A 16,579-nucleotide genomic window follows, 5' to 3' on the forward strand; every position below is an offset into this window, starting at 1 on the left:
CTAGGCCCGCCCCGACAATCCACGGAAAGTAGTTATTCGATTACCCAGAGCATGCTAAAAATTGTCGAATGTTTGCCAGAACCGCTTACCCGCTGGCCGCGGCCCTGATCCTGATGCTCCCCGGTACCGCCGCCGCCGGCACCACGGAGCACAGCAGGGTCGTCCTGACCGATCCGGTGAACACCACTCCCCACGTGCTCGACGGGATCGTCAACGCCATCGCGCTGGTGGGCGGCACGGTGGTGGTCGGAGGCTCGTTCAGCGAGGTACGTGAGGCCCGGAGCACGAGGGTGCTGCCGCGCGACAACCTCTTCGCCTACGACCTGGCCACCGGACGGGTGCTGCCCGGCTTCGCACCGCGCCTCGACCGCCCGGTCCAGGCCCTGGCGGCGGGGGTGCATGACACCGTCTACGCGGGCGGCCGGTTCACCACGACCGACGGGGCGCGGACGCGGGGCCTGGCCCTGCTCCGGCTGTCCGACGGATCCCCGGTGGCCCACTTCGGCGCCCAGGTCCGCGGCGGAACGGTCACCAGCCTGGCCAGGCTGGGCCGCCACCTCTACGTCGGCGGCGACTTCACCCGGCTCGGCCCCGTCGCCCTCACCGCACTGGCCAGACTGGACGCCGTCACCGGCTCGGTCGACCCGACCTTCGCGATCAGGCCGGACGAGCCCAGGGGTGGCAGGACCAGGGTCCACGCGCTCTCCCTGAGTCACGGCAGGCTGGCGGTCGGCGGCGACTTCGCCACTCTCGACGGCCTGTCGCGCCCGCAACTCGGCCTGATCGACGTCACCGCGTCACCGGCCAAGGTCGCGCCCTGGCGGACCGGCGCCTACCGGGGCAGATGCATGGCCGATTTCCCCGGCTACGTGCGGGGCCTGGACTTCGCCCCCGACGGGAGCTATCTCGCCGTCGTCACGACCGGCGGCCCCGGGGGGCGGGACAGGATGTGCGACACGGCCGCGCGCTTCGAGACCCGCGCCCGCGGCGAGGTGCGACCGACCTGGGTGAACCACACCGGGGGCGACTCGTTGTACGCGGTGGCGGCGACGGGGGCGGCGGTCTATGTCGGCGGGCACCAGCGGTGGCTGGACAACCCGTTCGGCCACGACTCGGCGGGGCCCGGAGCGGTGGCGCGTCCGGGAATCGGAGCGATCCACCCCCACACCGGCAGGGCCCTGACATGGAACCCCACCCGGGAACGCGGAATCGGAGTCAAGGCATTCCTGGCCCATCCCGGCGGATTACTCGTTGGTAGTGACACAACCCGGCTTGGTCACGAGTACCATGCCCGAGTCGGCATGTTCCCCTCGCCGATCACTCCCGATTCTTAGTGATTCGCTCGCTTACCGCGTCCCGCTGCTTTGAGAGCAGGACGTAACTGGCCACACCACTGACCAGGAACGCGGCGACAAGCAGGATCAGGGGATGACGCAGGCCGAGGATATAGAGCACTCCCAGGCTCACGGCGAGTAGACCGACCCGGGACGCGGTGTAAACGATGACGGGATGCACAACGTCGAGGCTACGTCACCGCGCTCATCGCCCAGGCATGGCCGTGGTGGTCACGGGAGCACCCTTCGCATTGACTGCGAGCGCTGCTAGTGTTCACAACAGACCAGTTTCGTAAAGAAACACCCACGAGAGTCCCAAAGAGGCTCTATCATATAACAATCGGGCAGGCAGTAGATAACAACCCGTGATCTTTGTTGAAAACCACGGATAAATCAGGCTTCGCTCGGCACACTGGTTACCTGTCCGCCCGCTGGCAGGAAGCGGGATGCGAGGGGGAGAGATTGTGGAGAGTAGCAGCGAGCGTCTGCTGACGCCCGGAGAGGTTGCCGCCCTCTTCCGGGTCGACCCAAAGACGGTTACACGCTGGGCCGCGGCAGGCCGCATCAGCAGCATCCGTACCCCCGGAGGGCACCGGCGTTTCCGCGAGTCGGAAGTGCACGCCCTTCTGCGTGGAGAGGACGTCTTGACGGCCGAACGGCCTGCAGGCGAGTCCCCGCGCGTCTGACGACTTAGGACGTCACACCATCGGTGATCCTGCGCGCCTTACCCGGAAGCCGCAGGGTCACCGTGGAGTCGTGTGAAGTGCCACACGACCCGGACGGTGACCACACCCGTACCCGAATCGGCCTAGGTCTCCTGCTCGGCCTTGAAAGCCAGGAACTCCCGCTCCAGGTCGTCGTTCTCCACCAACCAGCGCCGCCGCCGCTCGGCCCACTCCTCCTCGGTGACCGACTCGGCCAGCCAGCGGTCGTAGTCGGGATCCCCCGGAGACACCTCGACATAGGCGTTGCCGATCAGACGCCCGTCATCGCCGGCCAGGGTCTGCGGAACGCGCAGAGTACCGTCAGCGAGCCTGACGACGTACATCCCAGATCACCTAGATTCCGTAGCGCCGGTTGAAGAACAACATGACGTTGAGCGCCATTCGCGTGTCGCCGCCCAGCATGTCGACCAGCGCGGGGCGCTGCCGGGAGACGATCGCGGCGAAGGCGTCGGCGAAGAACTCCTTGCGGCCCAGGTCGCCCGACTGGAGATGGAACCCCGAGGCCAGCACGGGAACGCACTGGGCGTAGAGGGCGGCGAACTCCGGACAGTCGGAGACCCAGTCCCCGTTGGGGGCGTCCACGTCGTCCAGGGCGTGCCCGACCTCGTGCATCATCACGTCGGGGGTGGGCGAGGGTCGATCCCCCACCACGATCTTGCGGTCGCCGTACGCTCCCGCGCAGATGTCCCAGGTCGCCCGGCCCGAGGGCAGCGGCGCACCGCGCAGGTACCCCATGTCGTCCAGGTCGGGCACCCCGCCCGCGCCGACGTAGATTCCGTCGAGACCGTCGGCCAGCTTGTCCTTCAGCAGGTCGGGCAGCCTGGCCAGGCTCTCCACCGCCCGCACGACCTCCGGAGGCGGGATCTCCCACCGCGAATCCCACTGACGGTGCAGAATGCGCTCCAGGCGTCCGCAGTGGCGCAGGCCGTCACCCAGATCCGGGGTGTCCGGAGAGTTGGGCTGTGCCCGGGGACGCTCGTCGTCGAGCTCGAAGTCCTTCCAGGTGTACTGCGGGCGGTCGACCACCGGGGCCGTGACCGCCCCGACCCGGCGCTCCGCTTCCCGAGGCACCTCATGGGAAACATCACGTGGAGCTTCCCTGACAGCACTCTCCGTACGCGTGCCCGGACCTCGCTGCCACCACCGCCGTCGATGGCGGCCCTTGTCGCCCGACTGTGCCATCACACCCCCTGGGGACGTGTCAACGGGTTCCACGTTAACCGGGTGAACCCTCGCCAGTCATCCGTAATGGAGGGCTGACAGCAACGGGTCTCACAATGGCTTACAGTTCGGGCATGCCCCTGCTTGTCGGTCTGGCGATACTCGCCTTCTGGCTCTACTGCCTGTTCGACGTCATCACCACGCCGGACGAGGAATCCAGAAACCTGCCCAAGCTCCTCTGGGTGCTCATCGTGGTGCTGCTGCTGGCCGTCGGAGGGCTTTTCTGGCTGCTGCTCGGTCGGCCGTACGGCCCCAGGGCGCCCCGCTCACTCCTGGCGGAGGACATGCCACAGCGCCCCGAGGCCCCGAAGGGCCCCGACGACGACCCCGACTTCCTCAAGGACCTCGACCGCCGCCTGCGCGACGAGGACTGACCGGCCGTTTCGGCCGGTCAGTCCTCGTCGCCGGGCTCAGGGAACCTCGGCGTAGGAGTGCAGGCCCCCGAAGAAGATGTTCACCCCGACCAGGTTGAACAGCAGGCAGGCGCAGGCGACGAGCTGCACGATCGTGGCGGCCTTGCCCTTCCAGCCCGCGGTGGCCCTGGCGTGCAGGTAGGCGGCGTAGACGATCCAGGTGATGAACGCCCAGACCTCCTTGGGGTCCCAGCCCCAGTAGCGGCCCCAGGCCTTGTCCGCCCAGAGCGCCCCGGCGATGACGGCGAAGGTCCAGATCGGGAAGCCGATCACGATGGCCCGGTGCGCGACCCGCTCCAGGTCCTGCCGGGACGGCAGGCGGACCGCCGTGTCCTTCCTGATCAGGTAGAGAATGCCGGAGACGGCGGCCACGATGAACAGCCCCGCGGCGACGATCGCCGCCGACACGTGGATCGCGACCCAGTAGGAGTTCAGCGCGGGAACCACGGGACCGGCCTGCACGTGCAGGTACCGTACGGCGAAACCGAGGCACAGGGCGGCCGCGACCGTGACGAACGCGCCCAGGAAGCGGACCCGGTAGCGGAGCTGCATGAGCAGGAACGCGCCCACCGTCGCGAGGCACATCGCGACCACGAACTCGTACATGTTGCCCCACGGCCACCGGTCCACGGCCAGGCCACGGGTGATGAGAGAGGCGAGGTTGGCGATCCAGCCGAGCCAGCCCAGCCCGACGGCCACCATCCCCACCCGCACCACCCAGGCGGGGGGCGTCCTGTCCTCGGGCTCCTCGGTCTCCGCCTGGGCGGAGGCCGGTGCGGCCGGGTCGGCGCCGGTGCCGACGGTGGCACCGACGGTGGCGAGCGCGGGCCGCTTCGCGGCACGGGCCTCCGCCCCCGCGGACCGGCTGAAGGCCAGGTCGAGGGCGTAGGCGATCATTGCGAAGACGTAGAGCAGCACCGTCGCCAAGATGAGCTGATCGCTCAGGGTGGCGAGGCCGGCATCGACCTCAACGGGCATCCTTAACTCCTGGGTTGGGAATTCCTGGGTTCAAAGCGGAGACGATCTCGGTGAACTCCTCACCGAAATCACCACCCTCGGTACGCGTGAGGCCGCCCACGTCGACCCGCCGGCTCTCGCCCTCGGGCTGACCGGCCTGGTCGTGGACCCGTACCCACACCCTGCGGCGGCGGACGGTCAGGGTCAGCACGAGGCCGGCCACGGCGAGGACCGAGGCGACGAACGCCGGCATCCGACCGGGATCGTGGGTGATCTGCAGGGCGATCCACTCCTTGACGCCGGTGAACTCGATGGAGCCCATACCGCCCGGGAGCGTGAGCTTCTCGTTGACCGCCAGCGGGTCCGCCTTCATGACCAGCGGCTTCATCTTCTTCAGGCTGTCGGGGTCGAGCTCGTAGACCGACTGCGGCCGGCCGTCCTTCAGGCCCAGGTCACCGGCGAAGGCACCGTAGACCTGGGCCGTGGGGTTGGCGGCACCGGGGAAGACCGACACCCACTCCGAGCCCACCGGGACCGTCGTCGGCAGGAAACCGATCAGGATGCCGAGCTGCTCCGGCTGCGCGTCCGGGACCTTGATCACACATTCGGAGGTGAAGTTGGCGGGCTGGACGACCAGGCAGGGCACCGGCCCGTCGAAGGCGACCTGGCCCTTGCCGTCGGTGATCCTGAAGGTCGGCGCGTACCCGTGGTCGATCAGGTAGCTCTGCGTGCCGTTGACGTTCAGCGGCTCGTTGACCTTGAGGACGTAGTCGCGCACGGGGGCGCCGGGGGCGTCCTCGACCTTGAGCCTGGCCTCGAAGTCGAGGGGCTGCCCGGTCTTCTCGCCCTTCGCGATGTAGCTCGCCTGGAAGTCCTCGACCGTGAAGGAGAACGGTTCCAGCGACTCGGCGTTCACCTGCTGCCCCGGCATGTAGCGGTCGTAGGCCGCGACCGTGTTGGCGAACCCCTCGCCCTCCACGACCAGCACGTTGCCCCGGTAGCCGTAGAGCGTGCCGATCCCGACCGCGAGCAGCAGGCCGAGCAGCGCCACGTGGAACAGCAGGTTGCCGGACTCGCGCAGGTAGCCCTTCTCCGCGGCGGCCCAGCCTGGCCCCGTGGTCACCCGGAACCGCTTGGCGCGCAGCCTGGCGGCGGCCTCCTCGACGGTCAGCGGAGCCTCGAAGGAGGCGTGCTGCGGCAGCCTGCCCAGGTTGCGCGGCGCCGCGGGCGGCTTCCTGCGCGACTCCCGCAGGTGGGTCATGGTACGGGGAAGCACGCAGCCGATCAGGGACAGGAAGAGCAGAAGGTAGATCGCGGCGAACCAGGGGGCCCTGAACACGTCGAACAGCCAGAACCTGTCCAGCCACTCGGCGAGCCGGGGGCTGTCCTCGAAGTACTGGAAGACCTTGGCGTCGGAGACGCCGCGCTGCGGCCAGATCGAGCCGGGAATGGACGCCAGGGCGAACAGGAACAACAGGATCAGCGCGGTCCGCATCGAGGTGAGCGTCCGCCAGAACCAGCGCGCCCAGCCCACGACCCCGATTCCCCCGGGCCGCCGTTCCTCGTTCTTCCCGCCTGCCTCAGGACCGCTCGCGGTCACCGTCTCCGTCTTCGTCTGCGGCTCGGCCACCGCTCGCTCTCCCGCCCCGGGGTCGATGTGCCCCATCAGATCACCGGCTCGAATCCGCCGACCCAGCCCTGGATCGTCGCGACGAGCTGCTCCCAGAGCCCGGTGACGAGCAGGACGCCGACGACGACCAGCATGACGCCGCCCGCCCGCGTGATCAGCTGTGAGTGGCGGCGTACCGCCTTGAAGGTCCTCAGGGCCCTGCTGTAGGCCAGCCCGGCCGCCACGAACGGCAGGCCGAGGCCGAGCGCGTACGCGAAGGCGAGTATCGCACCGCGGCCGGCGCTGCCCTCGTTCAGGCCGAGGGTGAGCACGACCCCGAGGGTGGGGCCGATGCAGGGGGTCCAGCCCAGGCCGAACACCAGGCCGAGCAGGGGCGCCCCCGCCAGGCCCGCGGCCGGGAGCCGGTGGATGCGGAAGTCACGCTGCAGGCCGGGGATGACCCCCATGAAGGCCAGACCGAGCACGATCGTGAGGGCGCCCAGCACCCGCGTGATGATCCCCACGTTGCCGAACAACATCGCGCCGAGCCCGCCGAAGAGCGCCCCTCCGGCCACGAACACGACGGCGAACCCGAGGACGAACAGCACGATGCCCGCGACCATGCGCCCCCGCCTGGGATCGGCGCTCATGCCGGTCACGTACGACAGGTAGCCGGGCACGAGCGGCAGCACGCACGGCGACAGGAACGACACTAGTCCGGCCGCGACCGCTATCGGCAGTGCCAGCGCCAGCGAACCGCTCGCGACGGTGCTCGCGAGGTCGGCGCTCATCGCGGGCCCAGCCATCGCCCGGGGCCGTCAGCTCTCATTACCGACCTTGGTCACGGCGTCGAGGAGGTCGTTGTACTTGACCGCGCCGAGTGCCCTGGCGGCGATCCTGCCCTGGCGGTCGATGATCAGTGTGGAGGGGATGGCCGCGGGCGGGACCGTGCCCTGGAAGGAGAGCGCGACCTTGCCCGGCTGGTCGAAGATGCTCGGGTAACCGGACTTGTGGCTCCGCTCGAAGGCGAGCGCGTCGGCCTTGCGGTCCTTGAAGTCGATGCCGAGGAACTCCACGCCGTCCGCCTTGGTCTTGGCGGAGATGTCCTTGAGCACCGGCGCCTCGGCCCGGCAGGGCGCGCACCAGGAGGCCCAGAAGTTGAGCACCACGACCTTGCCCTTGTGCGCGGCGAGTGTCGCGGTGCCCCCGTCGAGGGTCTCCCCCTCAACCGGCGGCGCGACCTTGCGGTCGGCGGCCTGGAACAGGGTGATCTTGCCGTCGCCCGCGATGAACCGGGTGTCACCGGCCTGCGGCTGCGCCCCCTGGTTTCCGGCGCATCCGGTCACGGCGACGAGCAGCGCGACGGCGGCAAAGGATTGTGCGCGCATGGGTGACGGAGGCTCCCTGTACTACAACCGGTAGAGCAATCACTGTACCGGCGGTGTCAGGCGCCCGGCACAGTGGGGCGTTTGACGAGCGCCGCCGCGGGCTCGCTGTACCCCACGCTGATCAGACGGTCTCCCTCGAAGGCGAAGCTGGTGAGGCTGGCCAGCGCGCACTGCCTGCGGCGCGGGTCGTGCGGCAGGCGCCTGCCCTCGGCGGCGAGCCGGATGATCCAGATCGGGAGCTGGTGGCTCACCATGATCGCCTCATGACCGCGCGCCGCCCGGCGAGCGGCGTTGATCGCGCCGCTCATCCGGTCGACCAAGTGGAGGTAGCGCTCTCCCCAGGAGGGACGGAGCGGGTTCCACAGGTAGCGGTAGAAACGCGGGTTGCGGAAGACGCCGTCGCCTCCGCCGATGGGGAGCCCCTCGAAGATGTTCTCAGCCTCGATCAGCCGCTCATCGAGCGTGACGTCCAGATGGAAGGTCGCGGCGAGCGGGGCGGCGGTCTCCTGGGCGCGCTCCAGCGGGGAGGAGAACAGCGCGACGACGTCGCGGCCGGCGACCGCCTTGGCCACCGTCTCAGCCATCTGCACGCCGTTGTCGGAGAGGTGGTAGTCGGGAAGCCTGCCGTACAGAACGTTAGCGGGATTGTGCACCTCACCGTGGCGCAGGAGGTGAACGACGGTGGTCTCAGCCATGGTTCCGCAAGCCTACCCACAGCCATGGGCCCACAGCCGATCAGGTGGACCACTGGGAGCGCGTGGCGAGGGCGAGTAGGGTCTGGGGCGTTTGTGGCTAAGGTTCCGCGGTCCGGCGGTCCGGAAAGGTCCCCCGTGAGCCTGTTCGCCCTCGCCCTCATTCTCACCTCGGCCGTCGCCCACGCCTGCTGGAACCTGCTGAGCAAGCAGGCGGCCGACGCCGACGGCATCGTCTTCGTCTGGATGGTGGCCGCGGCGTCCACGGCGGTCTGGACCCCGGTCGCGCTCGGCTATCTCCTCCTCGGCGGCACCGGCCTCTCCTGGGCCGACCTCGGAGTGATCGCCGCGAGCACCACGCTGCACCTGGGCTACTTCACGCTCCTCCAGCGTGGCTACCGGCACGGTGACCTGTCGATGGTCTACCCGATCGCCCGGGGCACCGGGCCGCTGCTGGCCAGCCTGGTCGCCGTCCTGTTCCTGGGCGAGCGCCCCGGCCTGGCGGGCATCGTGGGGATCGGCCTGATCGGGGTGGGTGTCTTCCTGCTCAGCATGGCTCGCAGGCCCAGTCGCCGGGATCTGAGCGGCATCGGGTTCGGGCTGGCCACCGGAGTGTTCATCGCGGCGTACACCGTCTGGGACAAGCAGGTGGTGAGCGCCTTCGCGGTCGCGCCGATCCTGCTCAACTACTTCGGCGACCTCGGCCGCACCCTCGTGCTGACCGCACCGGTGCTCGGCGGCCACCGCCGGGGGCTGGTCCTGCCCGTCTGGCGCGAGCACCGGATGCGGGTGCTGGGTGCGGCGGTGCTGATGCCGCTCTCCTACCTGCTGGCGCTGACCGCGTTCACCTTCTCGCCGATCAGCGCGGTGGCCCCGGTACGGGAGGTCAGCGTGCTCGTCGCGGTGCTGCTCGGCGGCAGGCTGCTGGCCGAGGGCGACCTGACCAGGCGGCTGCTGGCCGCCTGCGTCATCGTCGGCGGCGTGGTGACGATCGCTCTCAGCTGAGCCCCGCGCTCCGGACATCCATCGGATCCGCTGCCCGCCGCGGTCGCCCGGACTGCACGTCGCCGTCCTCGTGAGGCGGCACCCGTCGGCCGCGTCCCCGACCTCACGGGAGAGCGCACCTGGCACGGTGGCCGCGCCTCCTCACTCGACCGGGTGGACGCTCCCGGCCAGGACGATGGACGGCGCCGATCCGGCGGAGTCGGAGATGGGGATGTGGAAATCGGCGGAGACGGCCTTCAGCGCCTCGACCGCGGCGCGGATCGCCGGGCGGCGGGCGGCGTCACTGCGCCAGAGCGCGTAGAGCCTGCGGGTCGGGCGCGACCTGATCGGGACGACCCGCACCCCGGAGGGGACGAAGTCACGGCCCAGCCGAGGGATGATCGCGCATCCCTGCCCGGCCGCGACGAGGGCCATCTGGGTGGGGTACTCATCCGCCATGCAGGTGATGTCCGGCTCCAACTCGGCCGAGCGCAGCGTGTAGACCAGCCAGTCGTGGCAGACCGTGCCCGGTGAGGAGCTGATCCACTGCTCGCCGGACAGCTCGGCCAGCTCGATCTCGGCGCGGTCCGCCAGGGGGTGGCCCGCGGGCAGGATCGCGTCGGCGATGTCGTCGAAGAGCGTCGCCCGGGACAGCCCCTCGGAGATGGCCAGCGGGCGGTTCATCCAGTCCTGGATCACCGCGAGGTCGAGTTCTCCCCTGGCCACCTCGCGGATCTGCCGCGAGGGCTCGCGTTCCATGAGCTGGAGCCGCAGGTCGGGGTGGCGGGCACGCAGCAGGGCCAGCGCGGCGGGCATCAGTCCCCTGGCCGCCGTGGGGAAGGCGCCGATGCCCAGCCGCCCCACGACCTGCCCGCGCAGTGCCTCGAAGTCGGCCTCCGCCGTCTCGACCAGCGCGAGGATGCGCTCGGCGTGGTCGGCGAGCAGCCCCGCCGCGTCGGTCAGCCGAACCCCGCGCCCGTTGCGCTCCAGCAGGGTCGCGCCGGTCTCCCGCTCCAGCTTGGCCAGCTGCTGGGAGACCGCGGAGGGGGTGACCATGAGCGCCTCGGCCGCCGCGCCCACCGATCCGTAGACGGAGACCGCGTGCAGCGCCTTGAGCCGGTTGAGATCCAACATATAAGCAACTCTAAACGATATAAGCCAGAAATTCTCGCTTGTGCTGAAATATCACTGAAAACGACGATGGATGTATGCGTACCCGGCACCTCCTCCTCGCCATCGGCCTCGCCGCCCTCTGGGGCTTCAACTTCGTCGTCATGGAGGTCGGGCTCCGGCACTTTCCGCCGCTGCTCTACGTGGCGCTGCGTTTCACCCTGGCCGCCTTCCCCGCGCTGCTGTTCGTCGGCGGCCCCGGGGTGCCCTGGCGGAAGGTGCTCGTCACCGGGGCCACACTCGGCGTCGGCCAGTACACCCTGTTGCTGATGGGCATGCGGGCGGGCATGCCCGCCGGGCTGACCTCGCTCGTCGTCCAGGTTCAGGCGGTCTTCACCGCCGTCCTGGCCGTCGTCCTGCTGGGGGAGCGGCTCACCGCGCGGCGGATCACCGGCATGGCCGTCGCGCTCGCCGGGCTGGTACTGATCGCCGCCGACCTGGGCACCGACGGTCCCGTCGGCGCGTTCCTGCTGGTCGTCGGCTCGGCGTTCTTCTGGAGCGCGGGCAACATCGCGGTCAGGAGCGCCGCCCCGCCCAACTCGTTCCGCTTCATGGTCTGGATCAGCGCGGTCGCGGCCCTGCCCATGCTGGGCCTGTCCCTGCTGGTGGAGGGTGTTCCCCGGCTGGAGTTCTCGGTGGAGGGGAGCCTGTCCGTGCTCTACGTGGCGCTGATCTCCACCCTCGGCGGTTTCGGTATCTGGGGCTTCCTGCTCCAGCGCTACGACGCCTCGGTGGTCGCGCCCTCCGCCCTGCTCGTCCCGGTCTTCGGCATGTCCTCCGCCGCCCTGTTCACCGGCGAACCCATCTCCCCCGTCAAACTCACCGCCGCCACCCTGATCATCTCCGGCGTCCTCTACGCCGGCACCCGCCCCCGCACGACCGCCACACTCCCCGCCCCCGTCCGGACCAAGGCGAAAACTCCCTGAAAACGTCAGCAACCAGGAGCAGAGTCTCCTAACAGTGATCTACAAGCCGTTTCCCAGTAACGGTCTCTAGCTTCGTCACCAGCCCTCATGCCTGGTGCGATAGGCCCACGGCGCCGAGGAGAAGGTGCGATGAGGCCCGAGGACAGCCAGTCGGCTGCCGCCGCGGGGAGAGGCATGGAGGAACGGAAGTTGGAAGAGCAACTCGGCCGATATCAGGAAGCGGTCGCCGTCCACCGTGGGCTGGCCAAGGCCGATCCCGAAAACCATCTGCCGCCCTTGGCGCACTCCCTATCCGACCTGGGCAGAGCGCTGATAGAGCTGCAACGGTTCGACGAAGCCCTGCCCGCCTTCGAGGAGGCCGTCGCCGCCCTCCGGCGGCTGATCGGTACGGACCGCGGCCTGCACGCTCTTGAGCTCGCTCCCGCCCTGACCGACCTGGGTGCGTTGCTGTCCGCTCTGGGCCGGCCCGACGAGGCCGTACCGGTGTGGGAGGAGGCCGTCGATCTCTACCGGGAACTGGCTGTCGTGCCCGACTACCGGGACGATCCCGGGTCTCCGATCCCGGACGCCCTGGGCTCGGCACTGTGCGAGCTGGGGTCGGCGCTGAATGGTCTGGGCCGGTACGACGAGGCCGTGGCCGCGCTGAGGGAGGCCGCCGACATCCGGCGCGGACTGGTCGCCACCGACCCCGAGGAGCACCTGCTCGACCTGGCCCGCGCCCTGGACGGACTCAGGACGGTGCTGTCGGACCTGGGCCGGCCCGGCGAGGCGCTGCCCGTGATCGAGGAGCTCGTCGCCGTTCACCGGCGGCTGGCCGACGCTGGATCAGGCCGGCCCACTTTGGAACTGGCCATCGCCGTGGGCGAGCTGGGTGTGACGCTCATGGAGGTGGGCCGCCTCGACGAGGCAGTGCCTCTGCTTGAGGAGGCCGTCGCCTCCTACAACAAGGTAATGGCCGGCCAGCGCGACCCGTACAGCCCGCAGATCGGCGCCATCTATGAGGGGAAAGCAGCGACGCTGACCAACCTGGGGCTGGCGTTGACCCGCTTGGGGCGGCCGGACGAGGCCGTGCCCCCGCTGGAGCTGGCCGTCGCCGTCCACCGGGCGCTGGTCGGGTACGACCCCGAACGCTACGTGCCGGGTTACACCCGCTCTATGATCAACCTCGGCCACGCGTTTTCCGAGCAGGGCCGACACGACGACGCTCTGCCCCAGTTCCAGGAGGCCGCCCATCTCCGCCAGGAGCTGGCCGAGCTCGATCCCGGACGCTTCATGCCGGACTATGCCCGCTCCCTGGTCGGCTTCGGTAGGGGGCTCACGAACGCGGGGCGGCTCGACGACGCCGCGACCATCGGGCAGGAGGCCGTCAACATGTGCCGGCAGCTGGCCCAGGCCGCTCCGGAGCGTTTTCTGCCCGACCTCGCCAACGCCCTGGGCCGCCTGGAGGCGGTTTACGTGCGGCTGGAGCGTTCCGAGGATCTCCTGTCCGTCCAGGAGGAAGCCGCCACCGTCCACTGGGAACTCATCGAGGTGGACAAGGGACGTTTCCTGCCCGAGCTGGCCCGCTGTTTGTCCAACCTCGGCATGACGTACGACGGGCTGGGCCGGCCCGATGACGCCGTGCTCGTGATGCAGAAGGCCCTCTGGGCCCATCAGCAACTGTTTCTCTCCCGGCCTTCGGACCACATGAACGACTACCTGCGCACGCGCCATCACCTCGCCGACTTTCTGACCAAGGTCGGCAGGCAATGACGAGGCCGCTCGGCTGCCGGGGAATCCGCGGTAACACGGCGTGCGGGTGAACCCCGACCTGCTTGAAGCGGTGGCCAGGTCATCCGGCTCGACGCTGTGGCCTCCGGCGGCGACACCGTCACCGGGCTCACGCCCAGACGTCCCCCATGGTCAGGACGTCCCAGCGAACGTCCCAGACATCCGCGCCGACGGTGCAGACGTCCCGGACGTCCTGGCCGCAGGCGAGGACGTCCCCCGCCCTCACAACCAGAAGCTGACCGCGACGACCAGGGGGACCACCAGGATGATCGCCCCGACGGTCAGGAACAGCACGCCGAGGAGCACGCCTCTGCCGCCCACCCCGTCCAGGCGGGCGCGCTGGGGGCGCTCGGGGTCGTAGACCACCATGACCTGCTGGCCCGGACGGACCTGCGGCGGGTTGGAGCCCAGATCCGACGCGGCCTCCACCACGGAGCCCTGCACCGTCTGGAACTGCAGCGTGGGATAGTACAGGCGGCTGCCGCCTCTGGACCTGCGCAGTCCCACGACGACGCCCGGCACCCGCACCCCGTGCCGCCGCAGCCGCTGCCCGACAGTCATCACCCAGATGCCGGCCCCGACGAACACCGCTCCGACCACGATTCCAAACAATGGCACGATGCCAAGCAATGGCACGATGCTCATGTCCACCACCGCCTCCTTCTCATCTCCTTCAAGGGCCGCTGTCGCAGTCCCGTTCGAGGGCCCGCACCGCGCCGAGTCGCTCCGGCTCAGGAGGACCGCGGATGAGGCTAGAGGCCGACAGTGGAGAACGACTTGTAGATCATTGGGACGCCGCGCCCCCGCCCACCATCCGGGCCGAGGTTAAAACTCCCTGAAACGGTCCGGTCACCACAGGCCCGGAATTACAGTGCCCCGCATGGGTGCCGCACTCGATCACTGGCCCACTCCACCCCCGAAGGGTTGGAACGCCGATGACCTCGACCGCCTTTCCGAGGGCCCCAACGGTGAACCCGGTTTCTTCGAACGTGCCGAACTGATCGACGGAGCCCTCGTCTTCGCCGCTCCAAAGGCCCGCCACCCGCTAGGGGAGAAGAGCAGCGCTGGACCATTGATGTCCTTGCTGTCCCGAACGGCCACGATCCCGGCCAGATTGCGCGCTACCTCGACACACGCTCCACCATTGCCGTTACTGCGCGAACTCTTGCGCCACTCTGCGTGAGACAGGTCCACAGGCTGGTTCTCCACCGTCCCGCACCTCTCGGAAACCCTCTTTAACTCATCACGCGATCAGGGGCGCGTGTCGAAGTCTCCAGACTTGACACGGCCAAGGAAGGCAGCCCAGTCACCTGGCGAGAAGACAAGTGTGGCGCCACCAGGATTCTTGGAGTCACGGACAAGGTACTGGTTGTCTATGTGGGCCACCTCGACGCAGTTGTTGCCGCTGCCGCTCAGGCTGCTCTTGCGCCACACAGCGTTTGTCGGATCAGTCATGAGATAGCTGCTCCTTCGCCTCGGCGATCAGCCCCATGGATGCATCCTGGGGCAGAGCCGCATCACAGATGCGCTCAAATGCCATTTTATAGCGATCTATCTGATCTGAGCTCTCGATATATACATCACCGGCGGTGCCCTCCACGTAGGCGACGTCGGGATCGACCTCTTCTGTGAAGGACAGGACAGTGAACGCCCCTTCCAGCCCGGCGTGTGCTCCAGCACGGTAGGGAAGGACGCGGATCGTCACATTGGGACGGCGCGCCGCGACCAGCAATGCCTGCAACTGATCACGCATTGATTCGGGATTACCGATCGGGCGGCGGATAACGCCTTCGTCTACTACCGCATAGAGTTCCGGCGCATCGGGCCTGCTGAGCAGTGTGCGCCGTGCCATGCGAGCCATGACCCGTCGATGGATGTCCTCTGCGTCGTGCGGTTCGGGTCTCCCAGCGCTGATCACCGCGCGGGCGTAGTCCTCGGTTTGTAACAGACCCGGGACGAGCTGCACCTCCCATTGATGGATCAGGGCAGCTTCGTCCTCCAATCCGATATAGGAGCCGGTGAACACATCGGCGTAGGCGGTCCACCAGCCGCGTTGACGGACCTCCTTGGCGAGTTGAATCAAACCAGCACGAACCGACGAGCCCGCACCATAAAGGTCGCAGACATTGGCAACGTCGGAGGCACTCGCGCGAGTACGTCCTGTTTCGATCCGGCTCACCTTGCTACGGCTCCATCCGAGACGGATTGCAGCACTCTCAGGGCTTAGCCCGTTTTCTTCTCGCATCTTGCGTAGTTCACGAGCCAGACGCCGGAGCCGAACAGTTGGGCTGTATGTGGGCGACATGCGCTCAGTGTGATGGAGCGGCTACCCGGCCGTCTTCGATACGCAGATTAATTTCAATCTGCATTGTGCATTGACAGACAGCACCATGCTAACCCAGCATGACCATGCAATCACTTTCCGTTGCTCTAGATCGCTGGGAGCGGAAGAGCTTCAGGGTGTCGCAAGGCAGGGTTCTCTTCGCATCGCTCAGATGTGGACATTCCTGCCAAAAGCCATCGTCGCGCGGAACAAATCCGTAATAGGAGGTCAGTGCTATGAGTGCACGTGATCCGCAAGAGCAATTGATTCACCTGGTACGGCTGGGGTGGGATCTGCGGGGCCTGGGGGTGGGCACCTCGCTGGTGTTGCCCCAGGTGGGGCAGCCGGTGCTGGAGATCATGTCCGGGGGTGAGACCCGGGTCCGGATCGCCGTCATCCGTCGCGCCTGCGGCTGGATGTTCGTCTGGCGGCCCTGGTGGGCCAGGGTGTGGCGGCCGGGTGAAGGGGTCTGGGCCGGGGCCGACAACGCAGCCGACGTCATCGTCTCGGCGGCGATCGCATGAACACCTACGGGCAGGCCACCTGCCGCTACGAACGCCAGCGGGCAACCGCAGCACGCTGGGCCGTACTGCACCCGCTGGGTCACGCCGAGTTCGCGGGCCTGGCCTGCTCCGTCGCGACGGTCCGCGCCTGGGCACGGGACCTGCTCACCGGCAGAGTCGACGACTCCGCCCTCGACGACGTGGTGCTGCTGCTCAGCGAGATCGTGACGAACTCCGTCGTCCACTCCGACTCCGGACGGACCGCAGCAGGATCGATCACGGTCTGCCTGGGCCTGGGCGGCGGCATGATCCACGCCGAGGTCATCGACGACGGCTCGGCCACCAGCCTCCCCTTCGTCCGCGCGACCGACTTCGACAGCGACGGCGGACGCGGCCTCCTCCTGGTCGAGACCATGGCCACCGCCTGGGGCACCCACCACGACCCCGAAGCAGGCACCGCCGTCTGGTTCCACCTCCCAACCAACGAAACCAACAAAACCGACCGAGCCAACAGAACCGACGAACCTGACAGACCCGGCCCCCTCTCCAACTGACCCACCTGGC

The 16,579-nt window shown here is 68.6% G+C and carries 21 protein-coding genes; 8 read left to right on the plus strand and 13 right to left on the minus strand.

Translation table 11 applies throughout. From position 1 onward, the window contains the following. Positions 1-68 precede the first annotated feature (68 nt). Positions 69-1,334 carry a hypothetical protein gene (locus tag IG98_RS0124760; protein WP_030916705.1) on the plus strand — a complete coding sequence of 422 codons (1,266 nt, stop codon included), beginning with the start codon at positions 69-71 and terminating at the stop codon, positions 1,332-1,334. Here IG98_RS0124760 and IG98_RS0124765 read toward each other — a convergent pair. Then, the gene (locus IG98_RS0124765; RefSeq protein WP_030916708.1) at positions 1,318-1,515 is read right to left on the minus strand and encodes a DUF4229 domain-containing protein; all 198 of its coding nucleotides are present in this window, start codon (positions 1,513-1,515) and stop codon (positions 1,318-1,320) included. The two genes, IG98_RS0124760 and IG98_RS0124765, sit on opposite strands and share 17 nt — an antisense overlap. Positions 1,516-1,780: 265 nt before the next feature. Between IG98_RS0124765 and IG98_RS49005 the strand changes: the two genes are divergently transcribed. Then, positions 1,781-2,020, plus strand: coding sequence for a BldC family transcriptional regulator (locus tag IG98_RS49005; protein WP_012887349.1), 240 nt, complete (start codon positions 1,781-1,783; stop codon positions 2,018-2,020). Between the two features lie 122 nt (positions 2,021-2,142). Here IG98_RS49005 and IG98_RS0124775 read toward each other — a convergent pair whose 3' ends face one another. Further along, the gene (locus IG98_RS0124775; RefSeq protein WP_030916713.1) at positions 2,143-2,382 is read right to left on the minus strand and encodes a hypothetical protein; all 240 of its coding nucleotides are present in this window, start codon (positions 2,380-2,382) and stop codon (positions 2,143-2,145) included. Between the two features lie 10 nt (positions 2,383-2,392). Then, complete coding sequence (locus tag IG98_RS0124780; RefSeq protein ID WP_245651692.1) at positions 2,393-3,130, minus strand: hypothetical protein; 738 nt, start codon at positions 3,128-3,130, stop codon at positions 2,393-2,395. Positions 3,131-3,354: 224 nt separating this feature from the next. On the opposite strand from IG98_RS0124780, the gene IG98_RS0124785 reads away from it, so the two are divergent. Then, positions 3,355-3,654, plus strand: a complete 300-nt coding sequence (locus tag IG98_RS0124785; protein WP_245651693.1) for a PLDc N-terminal domain-containing protein — start codon at positions 3,355-3,357, stop codon at positions 3,652-3,654. A gap of 36 nt (positions 3,655-3,690) precedes the next feature. On the opposite strand, the gene ccsB is transcribed toward IG98_RS0124785, so the two are convergent. The 5 genes from ccsB to IG98_RS0124810 are packed head-to-tail and all read right to left on the minus strand — an operon-like array spanning position 3,691 to position 8,342. Then, the gene (gene ccsB, locus IG98_RS0124790; protein WP_030916721.1) at positions 3,691-4,671 is read right to left on the minus strand and encodes a c-type cytochrome biogenesis protein CcsB; all 981 of its coding nucleotides are present in this window, start codon (positions 4,669-4,671) and stop codon (positions 3,691-3,693) included. After that, positions 4,661-6,316 carry a cytochrome c biogenesis protein ResB gene (gene resB, locus IG98_RS0124795; RefSeq protein WP_030916725.1) on the minus strand — a complete coding sequence of 552 codons (1,656 nt, stop codon included), beginning with the start codon at positions 6,314-6,316 and terminating at the stop codon, positions 4,661-4,663. Before resB ends, ccsB begins: the two co-directional genes overlap by 11 nt. After that, a complete protein-coding gene (locus IG98_RS0124800) occupies positions 6,316-7,050 on the minus strand; it encodes a cytochrome c biogenesis CcdA family protein (RefSeq protein WP_030916727.1) in 735 nt (244 codons plus the stop codon). The genes resB and IG98_RS0124800 overlap by 1 nt, the downstream gene beginning before the upstream one ends. A 27-nt stretch (positions 7,051-7,077) precedes the next feature. Continuing rightward, a complete protein-coding gene (locus IG98_RS0124805) occupies positions 7,078-7,647 on the minus strand; it encodes a TlpA family protein disulfide reductase (RefSeq protein ID WP_030916730.1) in 570 nt (189 codons plus the stop codon). Positions 7,648-7,703: 56 nt separating this feature from the next. Continuing rightward, positions 7,704-8,342 carry a histidine phosphatase family protein gene (locus IG98_RS0124810; protein WP_030916732.1) on the minus strand — a complete coding sequence of 213 codons (639 nt, stop codon included), beginning with the start codon at positions 8,340-8,342 and terminating at the stop codon, positions 7,704-7,706. Between the two features lie 135 nt (positions 8,343-8,477). On the opposite strand from IG98_RS0124810, the gene IG98_RS0124815 reads away from it, so the two are divergent. After that, positions 8,478-9,344 carry a DMT family transporter gene (locus tag IG98_RS0124815; protein WP_030916735.1) on the plus strand — a complete coding sequence of 289 codons (867 nt, stop codon included), beginning with the start codon at positions 8,478-8,480 and terminating at the stop codon, positions 9,342-9,344. A gap of 141 nt (positions 9,345-9,485) precedes the next feature. On the opposite strand, the gene IG98_RS0124820 is transcribed toward IG98_RS0124815, so the two are convergent. Then, positions 9,486-10,457, minus strand: coding sequence for a LysR family transcriptional regulator (locus IG98_RS0124820; protein WP_051752830.1), 972 nt, complete (start codon positions 10,455-10,457; stop codon positions 9,486-9,488). Positions 10,458-10,531: 74 nt separating this feature from the next. Here IG98_RS0124820 and IG98_RS0124825 point away from each other — a divergent pair, with 74 nt between their 5' ends. After that, positions 10,532-11,419 (plus strand): EamA family transporter, encoded by an 888-nt coding sequence (locus IG98_RS0124825; protein ID WP_051752832.1) that lies wholly within the window; start codon positions 10,532-10,534, stop codon positions 11,417-11,419. Positions 11,420-11,548: 129 nt separating this feature from the next. Continuing rightward, positions 11,549-13,171, plus strand: coding sequence for a tetratricopeptide repeat protein (locus IG98_RS45250; protein WP_169750173.1), 1,623 nt, complete (start codon positions 11,549-11,551; stop codon positions 13,169-13,171). A 240-nt stretch (positions 13,172-13,411) separates the two neighbouring features. On the opposite strand, the gene IG98_RS47255 is transcribed toward IG98_RS45250, so the two are convergent. The 4 genes from IG98_RS47255 to IG98_RS0124845 form a co-directional block, all read right to left on the minus strand. Further along, a complete protein-coding gene (locus IG98_RS47255; RefSeq protein WP_157594493.1) occupies positions 13,412-13,834 on the minus strand; it encodes a DUF3592 domain-containing protein in 423 nt (140 codons plus the stop codon). Positions 13,835-14,086: 252 nt separating this feature from the next. Next, positions 14,087-14,398, minus strand: a complete 312-nt coding sequence (locus IG98_RS54895; protein ID WP_425428081.1) for a DUF397 domain-containing protein — start codon at positions 14,396-14,398, stop codon at positions 14,087-14,089. Between the two features lie 42 nt (positions 14,399-14,440). Further along, positions 14,441-14,644, minus strand: coding sequence for a DUF397 domain-containing protein (locus IG98_RS49015; RefSeq protein WP_084195620.1), 204 nt, complete (start codon positions 14,642-14,644; stop codon positions 14,441-14,443). Continuing rightward, positions 14,637-15,494 carry a helix-turn-helix domain-containing protein gene (locus IG98_RS0124845; RefSeq protein WP_030916750.1) on the minus strand — a complete coding sequence of 286 codons (858 nt, stop codon included), beginning with the start codon at positions 15,492-15,494 and terminating at the stop codon, positions 14,637-14,639. The genes IG98_RS49015 and IG98_RS0124845 overlap by 8 nt, the downstream gene beginning before the upstream one ends. Positions 15,495-15,748: 254 nt before the next feature. Between IG98_RS0124845 and IG98_RS0124850 the strand changes: the two genes are divergently transcribed. Beyond that, complete coding sequence (locus IG98_RS0124850; RefSeq protein WP_030916752.1) at positions 15,749-16,036, plus strand: hypothetical protein; 288 nt, start codon at positions 15,749-15,751, stop codon at positions 16,034-16,036. Beyond that, positions 16,033-16,569: an ATP-binding protein gene (locus IG98_RS47260; RefSeq protein ID WP_051752834.1), complete on the plus strand. Its 537-nt coding sequence runs from the start codon at positions 16,033-16,035 to the stop codon at positions 16,567-16,569. Before IG98_RS0124850 ends, IG98_RS47260 begins: the two co-directional genes overlap by 4 nt. Positions 16,570-16,579: the final 10 nt, after the last annotated feature.

The organism is Streptosporangium amethystogenes (assembly GCF_000721075.1).
GTDB classification, from domain to species: Bacteria; Actinomycetota; Actinomycetes; order Streptosporangiales; family Streptosporangiaceae; genus Streptosporangium; species Streptosporangium amethystogenes.